This is a genomic window from Hominisplanchenecus sp. (assembly GCF_046967715.1).
Classification (GTDB): domain Bacteria; phylum Bacillota; class Clostridia; order Lachnospirales; family Lachnospiraceae; genus Hominisplanchenecus; species Hominisplanchenecus faecis.
The window spans coordinates 19,324-42,930 of the sequence record NZ_JBKVNQ010000004.1; the positions used below are offsets into that span (position 1 = coordinate 19,324).

A 23,607-nucleotide genomic window follows, 5' to 3' on the forward strand; every position below is an offset into this window, starting at 1 on the left:
ATTCACCTTTCTTTCTTCTTTATCTTCCAGATTTTTTCCGGTATTTTTTATTCTTGCTCTTTTTCATTTTCCGGCTGTTTTTCCACAGACCAGACACTTACCTGATAATCGACCAGCCGCTTTCTCCAGGCCTTGTCATCCAGTGTACTGTGTCCGGTATCGGTAACGCGTTTCATCACATAATGCATCAGAATAGAATTTACGGAAAGGGCTGCCATCTCAAAATCCATCTCTTTGACTTCCCCGGCTTCCATCTTTCTTTTCAGAAGTGTCGGCAGCCACGGAATCCGGTTCTTCCAGATGCTTCTGACCTCTTCTTCTGACAGAAATTCCCTGACACCGTTCTCACGCACCATCATGCGGATAAATTCCAAATGCTCATCGATCACCGTCATAAAATTGATATAGGCTGCATCCAATGCCGCATCCAGCGGCAGTTTTTCGTATACATCCTGCTTTTCCGGCTCCTGAAGCTCCTGAAACATTTCCTGCATATTGCCGGTGATGACTTCTTTGAAAATTTCTTTTTTCCCACCTGGAAAATAATGATACAGAAGTCCGTCCGCCAGATCCACACTGCGGTTGATCATACGGACCGTCGTTCCTTTATAACCATTTTGTGCAAACAGATGTTGTGCCGATGTGAGCAGTTTCTGTCTGGTTGCCGCCGCCTGCTCCTGTCTCTGATTTTTTGTCCCCTGACTGCTCATTTTCACACCTCCTGTAACTTTTCGTTCAACATTTGTTCAACGAGAATATAGCACCATGCCCGGTATCTGTCAACGACTTTATATTTTTTTCATTTTCTTTATCTTTTGTTTGTCGCTTTTTGCTGTGTTTGTCACTCTTTACTGGTAAACAACTGAGATTTCTCCATTTTTTTCTCACTTTTTTATCTTATGATAACGTGGTATTTTCTTATGCTTTGTGTTAAAATATCTGCGGATTCCTAATCCTTTACGGCATCTTCTGCCCGCAGCATCATGAGCAGATTTTCCATGATGTCGGGGGCAACAGATGCCCTGTAAATAGTTTCCGAAATTTATTAATTAATAAGAAATGAGGTCTTTTATTATGAAGAAAAAAATTGCTATGCTACTGTGTGCCACACTGTTCTGTGCGTCTGCACTGACCGGATGCTCAAATCTTGACAACGCCGGTACAACCGCTTCTTCCCGTTCTGCTGCCGATTCAGTCGTTGCAACTGAAAGTGCCGCAGAATCTGAAACTGCTGCGGATACTGCTGACCATTCCGAGACAGCTGCTGAATCTGAGGCTGCTGATACCGAGGCATCTTCTGAAAATGTGACAGCAACCGAAGCTGCCGCTGATATCTCCGATACCACGGTTGCCGGATGGCAGTTCGTTGTCGAAAAACTGGAAAAGAACAAATCTCTGGAAAACGTCAGCGTTGACCTTGGATACACCGGCGTTGAGACAAATGATTATGTGAAGGAAGCTTCTGACGGAAACGTTTATTATCTGATCAAAATGCAGATCAACAAAGATGGCAGCACGGAAGCTATCGACTGGGCTTCCCTGAAACTGACCGACAGCGATGGAAATGAATACACCCGTATCGACGATGAATTTCTGACCAACCTCGGCATGACACGTATGGCAGGTACCAAGCTGAACTTTGGTTCCAACGAAGGCTGGATCGCTTTCGAGATCAAGGAAGATGCTTCTGGTCTTACCTTATCTTACCCGTTTGAATCCGAAACTTATTCCTGTGAATTACCGGATCTTCAGTAACTGTTTTTCGGAAGTTCAAACAAGAACCTGAAACTATGATCTCTATGGCATTTTTGCCGCAAATATCACGATACAAGGAGTGTTTTTATGAAAAACAAAGTGCTTTTATCCCGTCTTTGCATCTGTACTCTGACTGTTTCTCTGCTTGCCGGCTGTTCTTCCGCCGGTTCGACTTCCGAAACAGCAAACAACAGTGAAACAGAAAGCATTTCTTCGGAAACAGCTTCCGAAACATCTTCTGAAAGTGAATCTGCAACGACTGCTTCCGCTTCCTTTGCTTCTCTTGAAAAAACGGATCTGTTTGAGCAGCAGAACAGCATTGATGAAGCCCTGCAGCAGGAGGCATCCGCCGGATATTCTTTTGAAGAACCAAATGTGATCGTCAATCCTTACGGCAATTCTCCGCTGACTGCTGTCGCTGCCTTCCACACAGATAAAGAGCTTGGCGGCACGGTCACCGTCAAAGGAAAAGATGAAAAAAATGACATTACCGGAACTTTCGAAGCTGCGACGGATCATCTTGTCCCGATCTACGGGCTGTATAATGGCGCTACAACAGAAGTAGTCCTGACACTGGAGGATGGCACTTCCACAACCGTAGAAGTTACCACCGAAAAAACTGATATCAACGTCGGCACGATCGAGACAACCATGAGTGATGATTCTGCCTATGATTATTCCAATCTGACCTTTGTCTGCTCTTCTGCCGGTATGCTCTACGCACTGGACAGTGCCGGTGACATCCGCTGGTACTTCACAGATGGCGGAATACTTGGCGTTCATCAGCTGAAGAATGGTCATCTGATGATGCCGACTTCTTTTCTTCTGAAGAGTATGTACTACAAAGCAGGCCTTCAGGAAATCGATCTGAGCGGTAAGATTTATCACCAGTACATGATCCCGGGCGGTATGCACCACGATTTCCAGGAACTGCCGGACGGCAATCTGCTGGTTGCCGGAGACAGTCCGGATCTTTCCACCGTAGAAGATTATGTTGTGGAGATCGACCGTGAAAGCGGCGAGGTTGTCTGGGAATTAAACGCAGCTGATTTGATTGGCAAAGAAGACGGACAATCCGCTTCGATTGCAACTGACGGTTCCGATGAGATTGACTGGTTCCATAATAATTCTCTGTGGTACGATGAGAAAAATGATCTGGTTCTGCTTTCTGCACGCCATAAAGATGCGATCATCGCCATCCACAAATCGGACAAATCCCTTGCCTGGATCCTCGGTGATCCTGCCAACTGGAATGGCGTAGATAAAAAATATTTCTTCACCCCGACCGGTGATGATTTTGAATGGCAGTATGCACAGCATCAGATCACTATGCTTGATAACGGTGATATTATGATGTTTGACAATGGTACTGCAAAAGTAAAATTAAGCGATAATGACAACCGTGTTTCCGGTGATGATATCTACTCCAGAGCCGTCGTTTACCATATCAACACCGATGATATGACGATCGAGCAGGTCTTTGAGTATGGAAAAGAACGTGGTCCGCAGTGGTATTCTGACTGGATCTCCGGTGTAATTTCCCTGGATGGCACAAAAGACCAGCTCTGGATCACAGCCGGTGCCAACCTCTATGATGAAGAAAACAACCGCTATGATCACTATCCGACCGACATGATGAAGCAGGGACTGATCAAACGCACCCATATCGACCAGGTATCAAACGGCACACTTGCTTACGAGATCCTGATCTCCGGCGATACTTATGCATCCCTGACTTACCGTTCTCTCCGCCTGCCGCTCTATACCGAAGGAGCCACACTTGATGTAAATGCAAAAGGCGAGCTGCTTGGAACACTCGGCGAAACTGCCACCGCAGATTACACGGCAGATCTTGAAAATGCCGCAGCACTTCCGGAAGGATGGGCATTCACCCTGGATGATGCGAAATTCTCCTTAAAAGGTGCTTACACTACAGACAAAGCTTCCGATGCACTGGAAGATGCTTACGTGATCTTAGTAAGCGGAGATGAGACAAAAGCTTACGCACTGACCCAGTATGGCACTGCCGGTGACGATGCAACAAAAGTTACCGTTTCCGGATGGGTTTCCCCGGTTGGCCTGGAAGGCAAGACCTGGGATATTTACCTTTCTGTCAATGGACAGGTTTATGAAAGCGGACATTCCATCGCATTGTAAAAGATTTGCACAAAACATGAACTATCTGCAGATCATCTCAGAAAGTATGCTTATTTCTGATTGATTCTGTATAAAAGACCGGGGATTTCTCGTGTGAGAAATCCCCGGTTCTATTATTCCCTGTCTTTTGTTAAATGATAATCTTTCAGGCATCGTTTCAGCCCTTCCTTCGCATCACTGAAAAGGATTCCTCTCTCCTTTGCTTTTGTACAGTCCATCCACAGATTATGTGCCGGCGGCACTTCTTCCGGTTTCCTGTCACTTTTCAGGAAGTGCAGCATTTCACAGGTGATATCATACATCGTCTGCTTCGTTTCACTTCCAAAATTGTAAACGCCTCCCGGAAGCATAAAAATCTTCGGCATATTTTCTGCAACTTCACGAAGATAGGTGATCCCCCGGTACTGTTTTCCAAAAGTCAGAACCTGCTTTTCGTTTAACAGCATACGAAGATAGTTCGACCGCTTTGTCGGATAATCATACATCCACTCTGCCCGCAGCATCACTGCATCCGGCTTTACATCCAGAACCCGCTGTTCCATCTCCAGCTTATGCCTGCCATAAACATTACAGGGACTGGCATCTTCCTCCTTATATGGACCTTCACCTGCACATCCGCGGTATACCTGATCCGAACTGAAACAGATCAATTTTTGTTCTTTCGCTGCTTTTGCAAGAAACAACGGCAGACGCACATTTGCTTCATAAGATGCCCCCGGATCTTTTTCACACGTCCCGACATCTGAGATTGCTGCTGTGTGGATGATAACGTCTGCTCTGCTTTTCTCAATCATGTTTCGGATCTGTTCTTCGCTCATACCTCGCATGGACGGTGCCGCAACCGTATCATCCAGATCCTGCATCAGACGATTGCCCACAAAACCATGAGCACCTGTGATTAATATTTTCATGTTATCACTCGCTTTCTATATTCTGACAACAGCCAGTTTAATCGTTTCAATTCTTACATACATAAGAAATAGCCGCCCTGTCCCTGCAAAATATAGTCTGTATTTTAGCACAAATCACTATTGCGGGCACTTTAAGCATCACTTACTAACTGTCCTCATAATCAAATTATATATTTCAAACAATTACTCCGAAATAATGCTCACCTTATCATTGAGTTCTCGCAAGAGGGAGGCATAGGGATCATTTACTGCAGCAGGCAAAATAAAGAAACGTTAACCAAATGTTAACCAAAGGTCAAAAAGAGCACCCTTTCACAGGATGCTCTTTCTTTTGTTTTTGCCGTATTTTCGGGCTTTTTCTGTCAAGCTGGAAAAGGGACTTGAACCCTCGACCCCTTCATTACGAGTGAAGTGCTCTACCGACTGAGCTATTCCAGCATCGGTCAGCAGCATTGCTGCTGACTCAAATTATTATACATGATTATTGTCTGTTTTGCAAGTATTTTCACAAAAATAATTACAATTTAACTAAGTCAAATACATTTCCCATTTCCATTGCAGATATCTGCTCGACTCAATATTCTTCATCGTAATTATATCCATCCGGGCTGTAATCGTTATACTGCTCCTGATCGTAAGAATTATCGTAAGAATTATCATCATAAACACTGCCGTCACCATTATCGCTGACTGCCGCTTCCTGCGTCTGGGTTTCTGTCTCAGACTCGGTCTCCTGGATACCAGGGATATTGTCATCGACATCTTTTCCGGCTTCTTCTCCGTTCAGCGTATAATTCTCTTTGCTGACGGCACTGCCTTTGCTGAATCCGCTGACTTCTTCGATATGAGCACTTCGCTCCTGTACACCTGCGGACGGCTCATAATCTTTGATGCCAAACAGGTAGTCATGCAGTCTGGTAACATTCCAGGATAAGGTAACCGGAACTTCGGAATCTCCGCTCAGATCACTTGTACGGTGTTCAAACGGGAATCCGCAGGTATCCCCCAGCTGATAAGACAACATATTCATTCCCAGAGATACAATATCCGATTTACTGAGACTGGTGGAGATCATCGGGAACACATTGTCCATGATATCTACCAGCGTCTTCATATCTGCTTTTTTTGCTTTTGCCACGATTTTGGCGATCAGCTCTCTCTGGCGTTCGGTACGTTTGTAATCGTTTCCGGCTGTATAACGGATACGGCTGTAGGATACTGCCTGCACACCGTTCAGATGATACGTGCCCGCCACTTCCGGCTCAATACGTTCATAAGATTTTCCTGTGATTTCAGAAGTTCCGACACAGTAGTTGTTCATATGTACAACCTCTTCATCTGTCAGATCAAAATCAAAACCGCCAAGTGCATCTACTACTTCTACCAGTGCATTCATATTCACCGTTACAAAATCCGTGATGTCCAGATCCAGGTTCTGGTTCAGCATATTGATCGCCCATTTATAACCGCCGTTCGCATAGGCTGCATTGGCTTTTCCATAACGGTCTTCACCGATATTCAGGTAGGTATCACGGTATATGGATACCAATTTTACCACTTTCGTGTCGTTATTGATGCTCGCAATGATGATCGTATCGGTGTTTGTATAATCCATACTTCCGTCACGGGAATCAACACCGAACAGGGCAATGTTGGTATAGCCATGCAGAACTGCATTGTTCTCCACTTCTTCGTTCACCTGGATATCACCGGACTGAATGTTCACGGTATCAATATTTCCCAGTCTCTTTTCGAACTGTACATACAAAAAGCCAAATACCAGCAGCGGAATCAAAATAATCAGTTCTGTGATAAATAAAATCTTGTGTCTGCGATATTTTTTATATGCAGAACTTTTCTTGCGTGTTTTGTCTTTCTTCATGCTTTCCTCTTCGGCCGCATCTTCTGCAGCAGATTCTAATGAAATTCATCGTTAAAAAGTCTACTGAATTATTATACACTATTTAATGAACCTGTCAATTGCCTTATTCAATTCTTCGATTTCCTTCCTGTCTCCGGACTCGATCGCATCTACCAGGCAATGCTGGATATGGTCCTGAAGAATGACTTTTCCGGTATTGTTGATCGCCGCTTTGACTGCGGAAAGCTGGATCAGCACTTCGCTGCAGTCTCTGCCGTTCTCCACCATTTTCTTGATGGACTCCAGGTGTCCGATCGCACGGGAGAGACGGTTTAGCACTGCTTTTGTATGTTCGTGACTGTGCGTATGCGTATGCGTGACAACTGTTCCGTCCTCCAGCACATGCGTGTGACTGTGGGCATGTCCGCCGGAAGTCTGCTCTTTTGTATGAGCTTCCGCCTGCACACCGTTTTTCTTTGTTTCCATAAAATTTTATCCTCCTGTAACTTGCCCCTTATTTCTGTTTTTCTTCCTCTGTCATTGTCATTTTTCTACATTGACCGACACAGGCAGGAAACTCTGTACTCCTCCTGCTTTTACCGGATATTCTTACCGGCTGATCTTCACATCGATCTGCTGATATGGGATCTCAATCTGATTTTCATCAAATCTGTATTTGATTTCTTCGGTGATCCGCCATTTTGCCGGAAAATAATCCTGCGGTCTTACCCAGGCATGCCACCCGAGGATCACACCGGAGTCTCCAAGACTTTCAACGACCACTTCGATCTTCTCTTCTTTCAGAATGGCCGCATCCTTCTGCAAAATAGCGAGCAGCACTTTCCTTGCCTCATTGATATCGTTTCGATAGGAAATCCCTACCTTTTCACGCAGCTGCCGCTTATCCTGCTTTGAAATGTTCGTCAGACTGCTGTTGGTGATGATTCCGTTTGGAATCGATACGGTACGGTTATCGATCGTCAGAAGTGTCGTATAAAAGAGATCCACCTTCACCACGGTTCCTTCATTTCCATGGGTGTCTTCGTGGATATAATCTCCGCTGACAAATGGTTTCATAAACAATAAGATAAATCCCCCCGCAATATTCGAAAGCGATTCTTTTAACGCCAGCACAACGCCGACTCCCATCGAGCCGATCAGTGCAGCAACCGACGCTCCGGACACTCCGAGAAAAGTGGCCATGACTGCCACCACCATCACGTACATGATGGCTTTCATAATGGAAAGTGTGAAGTGTGCGGATGCTGCCTCCATCCCGGCTCGTTCAAAGGACCGGCCAAAGATCTTCAGGATCAGCTGAATGATCTTGCGGCAGACAAAAAATGCGATCAGGACAATGACCAGTTTGATGCCCAGATCCATAAGCCCCGGCATTTTCCCCTGAAAATACTGTGTAAACTGATTGACTTCTTTTACACTTTCGGTCAGCGAATCTGCCGTATTCTCTGCTATTTGTTCCATCTGCTATTTCTCCTGCTGCTTGTTTCGTCTGCTCTTTGCGGCCGGTTTTCTGCCCGTTGTCTTGTTTTTTCTTTCTTCCTCTGCCTTTGCACTTTCTGCGATTTTGGCTTCCAGTTCTTCTTTGAGGCTTTTTTTCGGTGCTTTTTCTGCCGTCTTTGTCACTTTTTCTTCACTTGCAGCTGCCATCTCCAGCTCTGCTTTTGGGGTTGCCTGCTTACCGGTTCCTTGTTTTGCGGTTGTTTTCTTTGCAGCTGCTTTTTTCTCAGAAGCGGCTTTGATCGAAGTTACTTTTTCACTGCTTTTCTTCTCAGCTGTTTTCTTTTCCGTTTCTTTTACAGCAGCCACTTTCTTTTCGGCTGTTTTCTTTTCGGTAACTTTTTTCTCGGCTGTTTTCTTTGTTGCCGTTTTTTTGTTGACCGCTCTTCCGGCTGCCGCTTTTGTATAAGAAAAAACCGTAATGCTCATCGGCGGAACCGTGATCAGGATCGAATCCGCTCTGTCATCGCATTCTGATTTTTTTGACTGTTTCAGTCTCGGATTACCGACTCCGCTGCCTCCGAATTCTTTGCTGTCGCTGTTAAAGATTTCTTTGTATTTTCCAGGGTATGGAACGCCGATCTTGTGGTTTTCGTAAGTCAGCGGTGAGAAATTGCAGACGATCAGCAGCGTCTCTTCTTTTTTCTTTGTGTTTCTGGTAAAGACTACCATATTTTCATTGGCAGAAATGTTATTGATCCAGGTAAATCCATCCGGATCATAGTCCATTTCGTAAAGTGCCGGATGCTCTTTGTAAAATGTATTGAGTGCTTTCACATAATTCTGCATCTGCTTGTGCTCATCATACTGCAAAAGCTCCCACTCCAGTGACCGGTCCTCTGCCCACTCATCATACTGTGCAAAATCCTGTCCCATGAACAAAAGCTTTTTGCCCGGATGTGCCAGCATAAATCCATAAGCGGCACGTAAGTTTGCAAACTGCTGCTCACGGTCACCCGGCATCTTGCCGATCATGGATGCTTTGCCGTGTACAACCTCGTCATGTGACAAGGTCAGGATATAATCTTCACTGTACGCATAAACCATGCTGAACGTCAGTGCCCCATGATTTGCGGTACGGAAAATCGGATCCAGTGACATATAATAAATGAAGTCATTCATCCAGCCCATGTTCCATTTGTAGTCAAAGCCAAGACCCTCATCCTCAACGGCTCCCGTTACTTTCGGCCATGCTGTGGATTCTTCGGCGATCATCAGAACCCCCGGCTCCTTCTGTTTAAAGATGGAATTGAGATGATGGAAAAATTCGACTGCTTCCAGATTCTCGTTTCCGCCGTAGATATTCGGCACCCATTCTCCTTCGTTCTTTCCATAATCAAGATAGAGCATGGAAGCCACCGCATCCATACGGATACCATCAATGTGATACTTTTCTGCCCAGAACAGTGCGTTTGCGATCAGGAAGTTCTTGACTTCCGGACGACCGTAATTATAGATCAGTGTGCCCCAGTGCGGATGGGAACCTTTTCTCGGATCGAGATGCTCGTACAGGCAGGTTCCGTCAAAGGCAGCCAGTCCAAACGTATCACGCGGAAAATGTGCCGGTACCCAGTCCAGAATCACACCGATGCCCTGTGCATGCATATAGTCCATGAAATACATGAAATCTTCCGGTGTGCCGTAACGACTGGTCGGTGCATAGTATCCGGTCACCTGATAGCCCCAGGAACCGTCAAACGGGTGCTCCATAACCGGCATCAGCTCAATATGCGTATAGCCCATCTCTTTTACATAGTCCGCAAGCATCACAGCCAGTTCACGATAATTGTAAAACTCCCTGCCGTCCTCCGGCTTGCGGAATGAGCCAAGATGTACCTCATAAATGGACATCGGAACCTTCTTACTGTCTGCATTTTTTCTCTGTTTCAGCCATGCTTCATCTTTCCATGCATACTGACTCAGGTCTGTGATCACCGATGCCGTGTCAGGACGAAGCTGTGCAGCATTGGCATACGGATCTGCTTTTAAGAATGTCAGCCCTCCCTTTGCCTTGATTTCATATTTATAGAGCTGTCCTGCAGCAAGTCCCGGTACAAACAGTTCAAAAATACCGGAATCCCACAGTCTTCTCATCGGCAGACGTCTGCCATCCCAGAGGTTGAAATCGCCTACCACGCTGACACGCATGGCATTTGGTGCCCATACTGCAAACAAAACACCTTCCACACCATTGACCGTCATTGGATGTGATCCCAGTTTTTCGTAGATATCGTAGCAGATGCCTGCATTAAATTTCTTCGTTTCTTTTTCCGTGATCTGTGGTGCAAAACGATATGGATCTTCGTATTCTACGATATTTTCTTTTCCGTCTGCTTCTTCTCCAAAATCTACGTGATAATGATATTTCGGAATTCTTTTACCCGGAAGCAGTGCAGCGAAAAAGCCTTCCTCATCCTCTAAATCCATCGGATATTCTTTTTTGCTGTCTTTCAACACCACTGTCACACTCTTTGCCGTCGGCAGAAACGTCTGGATCAGAATCCCTTCTTCTGTCACATGTGCCCCCAGAATATCGTGCGGATGATCTTCTTCTGAATATACAATCCCCTCTACTGCTGCCCAGTCCATCATTTCATATAATTTGTTGTCCATAATCTTCAAACCCTCCCTTATGTATTTAAGCGGATATTCGCAATCCGCTTTGCTGCTTGCCCATAATGTTTCTTAAATTATGATACCTGCGGATTGTTCCATGCTTCGCACCCCAAGTATTATTATTCTATTTTAACACAAACACCAACAGTAAAAAAGCAAAAAAATTATAACATATGCAGAAACAGTCCGCTCCGAAGTTTTGGCTCAAACCAGGTGGATTTCGGCGGCATCAGCATGCCGGCATCGGCTACGGCAAACAGTTCTGCCATGGAAGTCGGATACATGGAAAAAGCCACCGCATCTTTCTGCTGCGTCTCTTTTACATGATCGACCATACGCTCCAGCTCGGAAAGTCCGCGGATCCCGCCCACATACCTGATGCGTTTTGATGTTTTCGGATCCTGGATATTCAGATATGGCTGCAAAAATTCTCTTTGCAGATAAGCGACATCCAGACCTTCCACCGGATCGTCTTTTGTAAGATCTGCCTTTGCCGTAAGATGATACCACTGACCGCTAAGATACATGCCAAAAGTACCCTTTTTCTGCGGATGATATGCCGCATTTACCGGTTGTACATCAAAAATCTTCGCTGCGTTTTTCAGAAAGCCTTCTCTTGTCTGTCCGTTCAGATCCAGGACGACACGATTGTAATCCATAACGTAAAGTTCCTCATCCGGGAATAATACCGACAGAAAATAATTGAATTCTTCACTGCCGTCATAATCCGGATGCTGTTTTCTGCGAAGCTGCCCTACTTTGACTGCCGATGCTGCCCTGTGATGTCCGTCTGCGATATAAATTTTATCTATTTTCGCAAATGTATCTGCAATTATTGCAATATCCTCTTTTGCATCCACTCTCCAGCCTTTATGTCCGATGCCATCTTCCGAGACAAACGCAAACATCGGTTTCTGCTGTTTTATTTTTGCTGTCACCTCTGCGATCGTCTGATCTTTGCGGTAGGCAAGAAAGATCGGTCCGGTCTGTGCATTGCAGGTATCCACGTGTCGGATACGGTCCTGCTCTTTTTCTGCTCTTGTATTTTCATGCTTTTTGATCATACCGTTTAAATAATCGTCAATCGAGGCACATGCCACAAGACCGGTCTGTGACCTTCCATCCATCGTCAGTTCATACAGATAGTAACATTTCTGCTGATCCTGCACAAAGGAGCCTCTTTTGATCCATTCCTCTAACATATCATGTGCTTTCTGATAGACTTCCGGTGCATACATATCCTGATCTTTTGGAAACTGGGTCTCCGGGCGGTCGATCGCCAGAAAGCTTTCCGGTGCTTTTTTGACCTGTTCTCTTGCCTCGTCACGGCTGTAGACATCATAAGGAAGAGCTGCGAGTTTAGATGCAAGTCCTTCTGCCGGATGTACAGCACAAAATGTTCTGATCTCTGCCATAATCATTCCTCCATCTCTGCACGGTCCGGGCGTTTCGGTTTATGAGCCGCCTCTTCCGTACTGAAAAAGGCTGAAGCAGAAAACTGCAACAGCCTTTTGTCCTCTTATTTTTCTTATTCTTTTGTTTTTTATTTGATCACTCTGACTCTCAGCACACCTTCGACTGCACGGATCTTATCCAGTACTTCTTCGGATGCCACGCTGTCCAGATCAAACAGAGAGTATGCATAATCGCCTTTGCTCTTGTTTACCATGTTTGCGATGTTGATATCAGATGTTGCAAAAATGTCGGTAAACTGTCCCAGCATGTTCTTTACGTTGCGGTGGTTGATCGCAATACGGTTTGCATGTGTGCACTCGCCCAGACTGCAGTTCGGATAGTTTACAGAATTGATGATATTTCCTTTTTCCAGGTATTCCATCAGTTCCTGAACTGCCATCTTTGCACAGTTGTCTTCCGATTCTGCGGTGGATGCACCCAGATGAGGGATGATGATCGCATTTTCCACACCTGCGGTTGTGGTATTCGGGAAATCGCAGACATATTTCTTTACTTTTCCTTCTTTGAGGGCTTTTACAACAGCCTCTTCATCTACCAGCATATCACGTGCAAAGTTCAGGATCACGACATTTTCTTTCATCAGATCGATTGCATTCTGATTGATCATCTTTCTGGTGGAATCCAGCAGCGGTACATGGATCGTGATATAATCGCAGGTACGGTAAATATCGTCCACATCTTTGATGTGCTTTACGCCTTTGGAAAGTTTCCATGCCGCATCAACAGAAATGTACGGATCATAACCATATACATCCATACCCAGACATTCTGCCACGTTTGCCACCTGGATACCGATCGCACCAAGTCCGATGATACCAAGCTTTTTGCCCATCAGTTCGCATCCTGCAAATTTCTTCTTTTCTTTTTCTGCCTTTTTTGCGATATCTTCGCTTCCGGCTTCGGATTTTGCCCATTCCACACCGCCGATGATATCACGGGAAGCCAGCAGCATGCCTGCGATCACCAGCTCTTTTACGCCGTTTGCATTGGCTCCCGGTGTGTTAAATACAACGATACCTTTTTCTGCACATTTATCCAGCGGAATGTTGTTGACACCGGCACCGGCACGTGCAACTGCATACAGACCATCCGGCAGCTCCAGATCATGCATGGCAGCACTTCTTACCAGCACTGCGTCTGCATCTTCCATTTTTTCTGTTTTTTCGTAACCTTCTGTGAACTGCTCCAGTCCTACAGAAGCGATCGGGTTTAAGCATGTATATTTCATTTTACAGATTCTCCTCTTCAAATTTCTTCATAAATGCTACCAGTGCTTCCACACCTTCATATGGCATTGCATTGTAGATACTTGCACGCATACCGCCAACGGTACGATGACCTTTCAGGTTTTCAAGTCCGGCTTCTTTTGCTTCTTTTACAAATTTTGCATCCAGGTCTTTGTCACCTGTGACAAACGGTACGTTCATCAGAGAGCGGGAATCTTTTTCTACTGTTCCTTTGAACAGCTTGCTGCTGTCAAGATAATCGTAGAGCAGTTTTGCTTTCTTTTCGTTGCGTTCTTTCATGACTTCCAGACCGCCCATCTTTTTCAGCCATTTGAATACCTTGCCGCACATATAAATGCAGTAGCAGTTCGGTGTGTTGTACAGAGAACCTGCATCGGCATGTGTCTTAAATTTCAGCATGGTCGGTGTACCTTCCAGTACCTCATCTGTGATCAGATCTTCGCGGATAATGGAGATCACCATGCCTGCCGGTCCGATATTCTTCTGAACGCCGCCGTAAATGATGCCGTATTTTGTGACATCGACCGGCTCTGACAGGAAGCAGGAAGAAACGTCTGCTACCAGTGTCTTGCCTTTTGTATTCGGCAGTGTTTTGAATTTTGTACCATAAATGGTGTTGTTCTCACAAATATATACATAGTCTGCATCCGGGCTGACCGGCAGATCGGAGCAATCCGGAATATAGGAGAATGTCTTATCTTCAGAAGTTGCGATCTTGTTTACTTTTCCGTATTTCTGTGCCTCCTGATATGCTTTTTTTGCCCACTGTCCTGTTACGATATAATCTGCAACTTTGTTTTTCATCAGATTCATAGGAATCATAGCAAACTGCTGTGAAGCACCGCCCTGCAGGAACAGCACTTTATAGTTATCCGGAATATGCATCAGATCACGCAGATCCTGCTCTGCTTCTTTGATAATATCGTCAAAGACCTGTGAGCGGTGACTCATTTCCATAACGGACATACCACAGCCCTTGTAATCCAGCATTTCTGCTGCTGCTTCTTTTAATACTTCTTCCGGTAATACGGCCGGACCTGCTGAAAAATTGTACACTCTGCTCACTTTCATATCCTCCTTGACTTCTCACTTTGTTGTGTGATGAGTTTTATAGCAAGTGCTGATGCCTGTTTTCAAAATTCCGCCAGATATCAGCACTTATTTTCTACACTTTACTATAGTACTTTGTTAAAAATTAGTCAAGCCTTTTTCCAAGTTCTGGAAAAAGGCTTACAGAACCGAATTTATGCTTCTTTATTCAGATCGTCCTGATCAAATACATCTTCGATCGGTGCACCTGCCGGAACCATCGGAAAGACTTTGTCATCGCAGTCGATCACACAGTCGATCACAACCGGTTTGCCAAGTGCGATCGCTTTTTCAACAGCCGGTGCGACTTCTTCTTTTTTCGTTACACGGATGCCTTCTGCACCAAGTGCTTCTGCCACTTTCACAAAATCCACACCGTCATTCAGAATGGTCTGTGAATAACGTTTTCCGTAGAATAGTGTCTGCCACTGGCGAACCATACCGAGCACATGGTTATTGATGACAACCTGAATGATCGGGATGTTGTATCGGGCTGCGGTTGCAATCTCATTCATGTTCATACGGAAACATCCGTCTCCGGCGATATTCAGTACCACTTTGTCCGGTCTTCCCACTTTGGCTCCGATTGCAGCTCCGACACCATAACCCATGGTGCCAAGTCCGCCGGATGACAGGAAGGTACGCGGATCTTTGTAACGATAATACTGTGCAGCCCACATCTGATGCTGTCCGACATCGGTTGTGATGATGGCATTTCCTTCGGTTACTTTATAGATCTGCTCAATCACATACGGACCGGTCAGACCTTCTTCATTGTATTTCAGAGGATGCTCTTCGGAGATTGTTTCAATCTCTTTGATCCATTCTTTATGCTCATGTTTTTCAATTCTCTGATTGAGACGTGTCAGCACTTCTTTGAGATCTCCGATAATACTGCAGTCTACCTGAATGTTTTTGTTGATCTCTGCCGGATCGACATCAATCTGGAGAATTTTGGCATTTTTTGCAAAACGGCTGGCATTTCCGATGACACGGTCACTGAACCGGGAACCGACCGTGATCAGCAGATCACATTTTGTTACACCTAAGTTGGATGCTTTTGTTCCGTGCATACCGAGCATACCCATGTAAAGCTCATCGGTGCCGTCAAAAGCACCTTTTCCCATCAGGCTGTCTGCAACCGGTGCGTCTATTTTCTTTACAAACTCCATCAGTTCTTTGGAAGCCCCGGATGTCACGGCACCGCCGCCGACAAAAACAAATGGCTTTTCACTCTCATTGATCAGCTCTGTTGCCTGTTCCAGATCTTTTTCTTTGATATACTGTGTGCTGCGTTCTACCGGGAACGGCTCTTCTTTTACATACTCGGTCTCTGCGGCGGTCACATCTTTTGTGATATCAACCAGAACAGGACCAGGTCTGCCTTCCTGTGCAATGCGGAATGCTTCACGGATGGTATCTGCCAGTTTTGTGATGTCTTTTACAATATAGTTATGCTTTGTGATCGGCATCGTTACACCCGTGATGTCGATCTCCTGGAAACTGTCTCTTCCAAGCAGCGGAACGGCTACGTTCGCTGTGATGGCAACCACTGGAATGGAATCCATATATGCCGTTGCAATACCGGTTACCAGGTTGGTTGCTCCGGGACCGGAAGTTGCCATGCATACGCCGACTTTTCCGGTTGCTCTTGCATATCCGTCTGCCGCATGAGCAGCACCCTGCTCATGGGATGTTAAGATATGATTGATCTCTGAACCATGTTTATATAATGCATCGTATACATTTAAAATCGTGCCGCCCGGATAACCGAAAACAGTGTCTACGCCCTGCTCTTTCAGGCACTCGATTACGATTTCTGAACCATTTAACTTCATCCTGCTGTCCTCACCTTTACTTTTCTTACTGTTGTTGCTTAGCTTCAATTCTTGTTTCAGAATTATTTTTCTGAAACAAGAATAGCTCCTCTGTTACCGGAAGTTACCATAGAAGCGTAACGTGCCAGATAGCCGGTCTTTACCTTCGGCTCTCTCGGTGTCCAGTTGGCTTTTCTTCTTGCCAGCTCTTCATCAGAAACAGCCAGTTCCAGTCTGTTTTCCGGAATGTTGATCTTGATGATATCGCCTTCTTCTACCAGTGCGATCGGACCGCCGACTGCTGCTTCCGGTGATACGTGACCGATGGAAGCTCCTCTGGACGCACCGCTGAAACGGCCGTCTGTGATCAGGGCAACCGTGGAACCAAGTCCCATACCTGCGATCTCAGAAGTCGGATTCAGCATTTCTCTCATACCAGGACCGCCTTTTGGTCCTTCGTAACGGATCACGACAACATCGCCTTCTTTGATCTTTCCGGAGAGAATAGCCTCACATGCATCTTCCTCACATTCAAAGACTCTTGCCGGACCTTCATGTACCATCATTTCAGGCACAACGGCAGAACGTTTTACAACACTTCCGTCCGGTGCCAGATTTCCGGTCAGGACAGCCAGTCCGCCGGTCTTGCTGTACGGATTTTCTACCGGGCGGATGACTTCCGGATTTAAGTTTACGCAGTCTTTGATATTCTCGCCTACGGTCTTTCCGGTAACGGTCATGCAGTCGGTGTGCAGCAGACCAAGTTTATTTAATTCATTCATAACGGCATAAACACCGCCGGCTTCATTCAGATCCTCCATGTAGGTCGGGCCTGCCGGTGCCAGGTGGCAGAGGTTCGGTGTCTTTGCACTGATCTCATTTGCAAATGTGATATCGAAATCCATGCCGATTTCATGTGCAATCGCCGGCAAATGCAACATACTGTTTGTAGAACATCCCAGTGCCATATCCACGGTCAGTGCATTCAAAATTGCATCCTCTGTCATAATGTCGCGTGGACGGATATTCTGACGGTACATTTCCATAACCTGCATACCTGCATGTTTTGCAAGACGGATACGCTCGGAATATACAGCCGGAATGGTTCCGTTTCCACGAAGTCCCATACCAAGTACTTCTGTCAGGCAGTTCATGCTGTTTGCAGTGTACATACCGGAGCAGGAGCCACAGGTCGGACATACTTTTTCTTCGAATTCACATACATCGTCTGCAGTCAGTTTGCCGGCAGAGTATTCTCCGACTGCCTCAAACATACTGGAAAGGCTGCGTTTGCGTCCCTTCACATGACCTGCCAGCATCGGGCCGCCGCTTACAAATACGGTCGGCACATTGATACGTGCGGCTGCCATCAGAAGTCCCGGTACATTCTTGTCACAGTTCGGAACCATGACCAGGGCATCGAACTGATGTGCCAGTGCCATTGCCTCGGTAGAATCTGCGATCAGATCTCTTGTTACCAGAGAATATTTCATACCGATATGACCCATGGCAATACCGTCGCAGACTGCGATCGCCGGGAATACTACCGGTGTACCGCCTGCCATGGCAACACCCTGTTTTACTGCATTGACGATTTTATCCAGGTTCATATGACCCGGAACGATTTCATTATAAGAACTTACGATACCAACTAACGGACGCTCCATCTCTTCCTTTGTCATGCCAAGAGCATTGAACAGAGAACGGTGCGGTGCCTGCTGGATCCCTTTTTTTACATTATCACTTTTCATTGTAACATACCTCCATTTATATGATGCCGGATTCGGTTTTATATGCGTTCTGCGATCAGATCTCCCATCTGAACGGTTCCGACTTTTGTGCATCCTTCCGACATGATATCGCCTGTGCGGTATCCGTCTTTGAGTACCTGTTTTACCGCTGCTTCGATCGCATCTGCCGCTTCATCCAGATCCAGTGAGAAACGCAGCATCATGGCAGCGGAAAGGATCGTAGCGATCGGGTTTGCCAGATCTTTGCCTGCGATATCCGGTGCAGAACCGTGGCTTGGCTCATACAGACCGAATTTTGTCTCATTCAGGCTGGCGGAAGACAGCATTCCGATGGAACCGGTCACCATACTTGCCTCATCGGAAAGGATATCTCCGAACATATTCTCGGTCAGGATGACATCGAACTGTTTCGGGTCACGCACCAGCTGCATGGCACAGTTGTCTACCAGCATATGCTCCAGTGTGACATCCGGGTAATCTTTTGCAACGTCTTCCACAACGGATCTCCACAGTCTGGAAGAATCCAGAACGTTTGCCTTATCCACACTGGTTACTTTATGGCGGCGTTTTCTTGCAATGTCAAATCCACGGACAGCGATACGGCGGATCTCATTCTCATCATAAGAAAGTGTATCAACGGCTTTGCGTACTCCGTTCTCCTCGGTTGTGTGACGTTCTCCGAAATACAGACCGCCGGTCAGCTCACGCATGATCATCATATCAAAACCGTCACCGATGATATCATCACGCAGCGGGCAGGCCTCTTTTAATTCTTCGTACAGGTATGCCGGTCTTAAGTTTGCAAACAGATTCAGCTCTTTGCGGATTTTTAAGAGTCCTGCCTCCGGACGAAGGTTCGGTGCCAGTTTGTACCACGGGGAGGTCTTTGCATCTCCGCCGATGGAGCCCATCAGAACGGCATCGCTTGCTTTTGCGGTTGCGATCGCCTCATCTGTCAGAGGCACACCATGAACATCGATGGATGCTCCTCCCATTAAAACTTCTGTATATTTTAATTCAAAACCATATTTTTTTCCTGCTGCATCCAGCACTTTCTGTGCTTCACGCACGATTTCCGGTCCGATACCGTCGCCTGGAATGACTGCGATATTGTAACTCATATCCTTTTCCTCCGTTCTCATCTGCAGTTTTGCATATGCCTGCATATCTCTGCATACATCCTGGTAAAGTATTATTCTTGTTTTTCTCTTGAAACTTTACCGCTTTAATTCTATATGATAATGCATTTTGGTACAGATTTCAACCTTAATAACAACAAAAAAAGCGGCTATCCGTCATTTTCCTTACGACAAATAGCCACTTTTTCAAAAATCTGAACTATTTTATTCTCTTATCTACCGAAATTCTTCTCTTTTTTACGGCAAAAGACAGTGCCATCCAGATCCATGCCGCCACACTCAGCACCGTACCGGGAATGATCCACGGGCTGATATAATGCATTTCGACCGTATGCTCCCCTTTTTCAAGAAAGATCCCGGTATAAGCAACACTACTGGCGAAAGATTTTGCCTTTTTTCCATCAACAAAAATGTGCCATCCCCTGCTGTATGGAACCGCCAGCTGCAAAATCTTATCTTCGGATACGCTGATCCTGCCCTTGATACAGTTTGTACTCTGTTTTACATCTGTCATAGATTCTTTTCGCCGCTTTTTTGTCTGTTCTTTGATAAAACTTTCGGAAATACCATAAATCTCCATCTCTTTCAGCTTATAAGTATGTGATTTATGAAAATGCAGGCTGCAGGTTCCCGCCTGCCTGATGCCAAGATTGACTGCGATCACATCCCGTTTCATCTTTTTTTCATTGCTCACTGCACACATCGGAATCTCCTGCCTTGCTTTTTTGCTTTGCACGGAAAGCATATGTTTTTTTCTTACTTTTAATCTGGAAGAGAGGTCTTTCAGCACCAGATAAGTTTCTGACGTTTCTTCTGTCTGAAACTTCAGTTTCATTCTGCCTTGTTTTTTCCCTTTTAACGTTCCATCTTTCCAGGATGCCCGATCCTCTCCTGTAATTTTCAGATTTCCACCTATAACAGCACCATCAGAAGGACTCTTTCCTCTTTCAAAAGTCTTCCCCTGTTTTTCCAGGATTTTTTCAGCATCGTCATCTAAAACAGCATATTCCAGAAGTGCTGCCTGGCACTCAAGCGGCGTCAGGCGGTCATAATTTTCTTTGCTCATGATTTTATCATACGTATAGCCAACCGGAAGAGCATCTTCGTTACAGGTTACTTTCTTTTTATCTGACTGATACCTCACACAGAGCATATTTTTCAGGATCTGCCTGTTTTCCAATCCGTGAAATACATTCGGGCGTTCGTATTCTGCCATTCCAAGAGAAACGTAAAGATCTTTCATGGATTTTGGAATCACGCTGTAATAAAATTCTGTTGTATTCAGACTGGATGCCAGCGAACGGTTGAACAGAGAAGACGGCAGTTCCACACGGTAAAATCCTTCTTCCGCAAGCTTTGCATTCTGTACATTTTTTACGGCACGGTTCAGTAACACGGACTCCGACACGCCTCTTTTTGTAAAACGTGCGGCATAAGAATATCCGACCGGTGTAAAGAAGGTGATGAGATTGCAGCAGACACCGGCAAACACAACGAAAGACACCAGACATCCTGCCAGTCTTTTTCTCTGCTTTCGCTCCAGAATCGCTCCAAGTGCAAATGTCAGAACGGTCACTGCAAGAGCTGCGATCGCATATCGCATGGCTTTTCCGTTCGATGCGGATAATGCTGCAGCAAGGATGCCCGCTGCCGCTCCAAGGATCAGGAATATTTTTGTATTCTGTTCTTTTAAATCTGCAACCGCCTGAGCTGCCATCAGTGCACATAAAAACGCCATGCCGTAACTCCAGCGGTTTGTCACATAAGCAAAACCATTCATCATTTTTCCGCCAAACGGAATACAGAGCAACACAAGCAGCACGACAAATCCGATCTTCAGCTGGCAATTTTCCCGACTCCTTTTTTTTGACGTAAAGAGCATCAGCACACCGGCAAGACCGCCGATCGCCGTTCCATGTACTGTCCAGCCGTTCGTCATCGGAAGTGTCTGGAAAAATCCGAGGATCATTTTCCGGTAGTGTGCAATGCTGTAAAAGTTCTGTGCCTCTTCCACCGCAGTGTCCACTCTTGCATTGTGAAGAAAGGCATAGACGGACGGCAGAATGATCACTGCTCCAAGGCATATGCCCCAGATCCACGCCGCCGCCATTTTTAAGATCAGCAGTAGGATCTTTCTGATCCCGTATTCCCGATAATGTCCGAAAAGCCGTACACACAGATAAATGCCGCACAGTATGGTGTTCATGTACATGAAATAGTAGTTGCTCATAAAGGCAAGTGCCACCGATACGCTTAAAAAGCGGATGCTTTTCTTTTGCAGGACTTTCTCCGTTCCGGCAAGCAGCAGCGGCAGATACAGCATACCATTTAAAAACAGCGGATGCTTCATTCCACCGATCAGTGCAAAACTGCAAAATACATACAGCCAGGAACCACACAGTACCGAGGCTTTTCTTTGAATCCCGGCCGTGCTGCAATAATAAGAAAAAGTAAGGCCTGAAAGATACATCCGAAACAGGATCAGAAACATGTACATCTGATCCAGATGGTTATCCGCAAAAAATACGGTCAGCAAATTGACGGGATCCCCAACGCCGTAATAGTTCAGCGTCCCGATCACATCAAACCCCTGTCCAACCGAAAAATCAACCATCGGCAATGCAAAATTTCCATGTAAAAACTGCCGCAGCGTATTACGGATCCACATCAGCACTGCATAATGCTGTGCCACACCGTCCGCCATTTTGGTAAAAGATGCATGTTCCTTTGCAAAGATCAGTAATAATAAAAGTGCCGCTGCCAGAAAACCGGCTGTATACATGCAAAAATACTGCACGTTCCCTTTCCTGCATTTCTCTTTTTCTCTCATTTTCTTCCCCTCTTCTTTATTTCCCTTTTGGTTTCCTTTTGTAAGAAAACAGTGATAAACGGTTCTGCGATTTCTGTTCGTCTTTCCGTTTTCGCAGATATTCCGTACTTTTCTGGCAGACTACTACGTATTTATAGTGTTGTCAACAGCATCTGGAAAACTTTTACATTACTTTTACATTATGCATTTATGTTGTTTATCTTTCTTATTTTTTTATGAAGATTTCAACATCATATTGTAAGCAAATGCTTCTGTATACATTTGCCAAAACACTTTATTAAGTTAACTCGCAAAAGTGTCGCAATACAAAAACGGGGAGGCTGCCCTCCCCGAAATGTTGTTGTAAAATGGATCCGGATACAATCCATCTTTCATCTTTTTCTTTTATAATTCTGCTTTTATAATTCTAACTGATATCCGGAAATTTCTTTCCAGCCATGGTTACCAAATACATCCTCTGCATATACATTCTCCACGCGATAGGTACCCTTTTCTTTGTTTGCACTTCCTTCGTAATATCCTGTTTTTTTATTATATTTCATTTCGATTTCCGTCTCTACTGCTACCGGATGATCTGTGCTGACAGGCCCTTTTAAAGTCAGTGTTACTCTTTTGATGCTGCTGCCGTCCGTTACTTTTATACGGCAGCTGATCTTTCCACCTTTTTCCGTGTCTGCCACTTTTTCTACCTGCAACGTGTCAGCGTGAATTTCCGGTTTTTTATGATCTGCCTTGGTCTTCCGGATCTTAATATTTCCTTTTGAGAGATCACTTCCCGGATAGGACCGGTTTCCAAGTTTGTGGTTATAATACGCATACCAGGATGCGTAGATATCGTCAAAAACACGATTCACATCAATACTCCAGATACGCCAGGTTCCCTTCTGCATTCCCTTTTCTACTTTGAAATTTCCAACCCATCTGCCGTTGCTCTTTTTATACTGAAGCGGTACGTAGTACACCTGCGTTGACGGTGAATCATAGCACACGTAAACATTTTTCATCTTTCCATATCCCCTGTTTACGATTTTCATGCTGATTTTGCATTTATCTCCCGGCTTCAGATTTTTACTGCTGACTTTTACATCCGATACCTTAAGATCATACTTTTTTCTGCTTTTTGCCGAGGTCGGAAGAACCAGAAGCATGGATGCACATAAAAACAGTATCAGAAATGCTGCGATTTTCTTTGTTCGTTTCATAATTTATATAGCCCCTTTTTACGATATTTTTATTTTTCTGTATTCGCTTTCTTTTCATGCTACATCATCCATTTCCTTCGCATGTATGATATGTAAAACGGCCGTTTATATTACCCCCCTCTTATGTGCTCAGCCGTTTATTACCTGATATTTTCCACTATTTCTGTCACTCTCCTGCTTTCGTGGATATCTTATTTTTACAATACTAGATTTTTATAGTATTGTAAATAGCATCTGA

Annotated in this window: 16 protein-coding genes and 1 tRNA gene; 2 read left to right on the top strand and 15 right to left on the bottom strand. The window is 45.2% G+C overall.

Translation table 11 applies throughout. The features are described 5' to 3' along the window. Window positions 1-47: 47 nt before the first annotated feature. Window positions 48-710 carry a TetR/AcrR family transcriptional regulator gene (locus tag ACLTL4_RS01080; RefSeq protein WP_022118780.1) on the bottom strand — a complete coding sequence of 221 codons (663 nt, stop codon included), beginning with the start codon at window positions 708-710 and terminating at the stop codon, window positions 48-50. 364 nt (window positions 711-1,074) lie between these two features. On the opposite strand from ACLTL4_RS01080, the gene ACLTL4_RS01085 reads away from it, so the two are divergent. Then, window positions 1,075-1,755 carry a DUF4352 domain-containing protein gene (locus ACLTL4_RS01085; RefSeq protein WP_022118781.1) on the top strand — a complete coding sequence of 227 codons (681 nt, stop codon included), beginning with the start codon at window positions 1,075-1,077 and terminating at the stop codon, window positions 1,753-1,755. An 87-nt stretch (window positions 1,756-1,842) separates the two neighbouring features. Beyond that, window positions 1,843-3,912 carry an aryl-sulfate sulfotransferase gene (locus tag ACLTL4_RS01090; protein WP_412320162.1) on the top strand — a complete coding sequence of 690 codons (2,070 nt, stop codon included), beginning with the start codon at window positions 1,843-1,845 and terminating at the stop codon, window positions 3,910-3,912. A 113-nt stretch (window positions 3,913-4,025) separates the two neighbouring features. Here the strand turns inward: ACLTL4_RS01090 and ACLTL4_RS01095 are convergent, their stop codons facing one another. The 14 genes from ACLTL4_RS01095 to ACLTL4_RS01160 form a co-directional block, all read right to left on the bottom strand. Continuing rightward, window positions 4,026-4,823 carry an SDR family oxidoreductase gene (locus ACLTL4_RS01095; protein ID WP_412290499.1) on the bottom strand — a complete coding sequence of 266 codons (798 nt, stop codon included), beginning with the start codon at window positions 4,821-4,823 and terminating at the stop codon, window positions 4,026-4,028. A 365-nt stretch (window positions 4,824-5,188) separates the two neighbouring features. After that, window positions 5,189-5,261: transfer RNA gene (locus tag ACLTL4_RS01100), tRNA-Thr, on the bottom strand. Between the two features lie 136 nt (window positions 5,262-5,397). Then, window positions 5,398-6,705: an LCP family protein gene (locus tag ACLTL4_RS01105; protein WP_412290500.1), complete on the bottom strand. Its 1,308-nt coding sequence runs from the start codon at window positions 6,703-6,705 to the stop codon at window positions 5,398-5,400. Between the two features lie 78 nt (window positions 6,706-6,783). Then, the gene (locus ACLTL4_RS01110) at window positions 6,784-7,170 is read right to left on the bottom strand and encodes a metal-sensing transcriptional repressor (protein WP_147631078.1); all 387 of its coding nucleotides are present in this window, start codon (window positions 7,168-7,170) and stop codon (window positions 6,784-6,786) included. Between the two features lie 123 nt (window positions 7,171-7,293). Then, window positions 7,294-8,166, bottom strand: a complete 873-nt coding sequence (locus ACLTL4_RS01115) for a mechanosensitive ion channel family protein (RefSeq protein WP_022118786.1) — start codon at window positions 8,164-8,166, stop codon at window positions 7,294-7,296. Between the two features lie 3 nt (window positions 8,167-8,169). Then, window positions 8,170-10,815, bottom strand: a complete 2,646-nt coding sequence (gene glgB, locus ACLTL4_RS01120) for a 1,4-alpha-glucan branching protein GlgB (RefSeq protein WP_412320163.1) — start codon at window positions 10,813-10,815, stop codon at window positions 8,170-8,172. Window positions 10,816-10,982: 167 nt separating this feature from the next. After that, window positions 10,983-12,233, bottom strand: a complete 1,251-nt coding sequence (locus tag ACLTL4_RS01125; protein WP_412290777.1) for a DUF1015 domain-containing protein — start codon at window positions 12,231-12,233, stop codon at window positions 10,983-10,985. A gap of 128 nt (window positions 12,234-12,361) precedes the next feature. After that, on the bottom strand, window positions 12,362-13,522 hold the full coding sequence (locus tag ACLTL4_RS01130; protein WP_412290775.1) for a phosphoglycerate dehydrogenase: 1,161 nt from the start codon (window positions 13,520-13,522) through the stop codon (window positions 12,362-12,364). A 1-nt stretch (window position 13,523) separates the two neighbouring features. After that, entirely contained in the window at window positions 13,524-14,606 is a 1,083-nt protein-coding gene (serC, locus tag ACLTL4_RS01135; protein WP_147631074.1) for a 3-phosphoserine/phosphohydroxythreonine transaminase, read from the bottom strand. Between the two features lie 179 nt (window positions 14,607-14,785). Then, complete coding sequence (gene ilvB, locus ACLTL4_RS01140; protein ID WP_173896896.1) at window positions 14,786-16,468, bottom strand: biosynthetic-type acetolactate synthase large subunit; 1,683 nt, start codon at window positions 16,466-16,468, stop codon at window positions 14,786-14,788. A gap of 62 nt (window positions 16,469-16,530) precedes the next feature. Beyond that, window positions 16,531-18,198 carry a dihydroxy-acid dehydratase gene (gene ilvD, locus ACLTL4_RS01145; RefSeq protein ID WP_022118792.1) on the bottom strand — a complete coding sequence of 556 codons (1,668 nt, stop codon included), beginning with the start codon at window positions 18,196-18,198 and terminating at the stop codon, window positions 16,531-16,533. A gap of 38 nt (window positions 18,199-18,236) precedes the next feature. Continuing rightward, complete coding sequence (gene leuB, locus ACLTL4_RS01150) at window positions 18,237-19,319, bottom strand: 3-isopropylmalate dehydrogenase (protein ID WP_173896895.1); 1,083 nt, start codon at window positions 19,317-19,319, stop codon at window positions 18,237-18,239. 217 nt (window positions 19,320-19,536) lie between these two features. Continuing rightward, window positions 19,537-22,167 (bottom strand): YfhO family protein, encoded by a 2,631-nt coding sequence (locus ACLTL4_RS01155; RefSeq protein WP_173896894.1) that lies wholly within the window; start codon window positions 22,165-22,167, stop codon window positions 19,537-19,539. 398 nt (window positions 22,168-22,565) lie between these two features. Then, window positions 22,566-23,369, bottom strand: coding sequence for a hypothetical protein (locus tag ACLTL4_RS01160; RefSeq protein WP_173896893.1), 804 nt, complete (start codon window positions 23,367-23,369; stop codon window positions 22,566-22,568). Window positions 23,370-23,607 lie beyond the last annotated feature (238 nt).